Origin of the sequence: Vibrio sp. 1562 (assembly GCF_033340155.1) — a bacterium.
GTDB lineage: Bacteria > Pseudomonadota > Gammaproteobacteria > Enterobacterales > Vibrionaceae > Vibrio > Vibrio alginolyticus.
This window is the reverse complement of sequence record NZ_JAWOVY010000650.1, coordinates 1-556: the sequence shown is the minus strand read 5'-3', so window position 1 is coordinate 556 and position 556 is coordinate 1. Positions and strand designations below refer to the sequence as shown.

Here is a 556-nt window from a genome sequence, read left to right as displayed (position 1 = left end):
TTTCGTATGCTATTCAAGCCTTGCATAAAGAAGACATTGAGCTCGCGCGAAAGGTTGTGCGTGACGATCATAAAGTGAATGCGATGGAAGTATCGATTGATGACGCGTGTACTCGAATCATCGCCAAACGTCAGCCGACCGCGAAAGATTTGCGCTTGATTATGGCGATCATCAAGACCATTACTGATCTTGAACGCATTGGGGATGTCGCGACACGCATTGCTTATGTCGCTATCGAAAGCCCGTCATCGAAAGAACGCCAATTCCAAGTTTCATTAGAACCTCTCTGCCGTCAGGCGATTCAAATGTTGCATCAGGTTTTGGATGCATTCGCTCGTATGGATGTTGAAGCCGCAGCAGAGGTTCACAAACTCGATGATAAGCTGGATGCCGAATACGAAGCGGTGATCCGTCAGCTCATGACTTACATGATGGAAGACCCAAAAAATATTCCGCATATTCTTCAGGTGATGTGGTCTGCTCGCGCTATTGAACGAGTAGGGGATCGTTGCCAAAACATTTGTGAATACATTATTTACTTTGTGAAAGGTAAGGA

General features: G+C 45.9%; 1 protein-coding gene. It reads left to right on the top strand.

Annotation, left to right across the window (positions count from 1 at the left end):
• The coding region (gene phoU, locus R7Z49_RS26880) for a phosphate signaling complex protein PhoU (protein WP_318112715.1) at window positions 1-556 on the top strand (556 nt) is incomplete at both ends.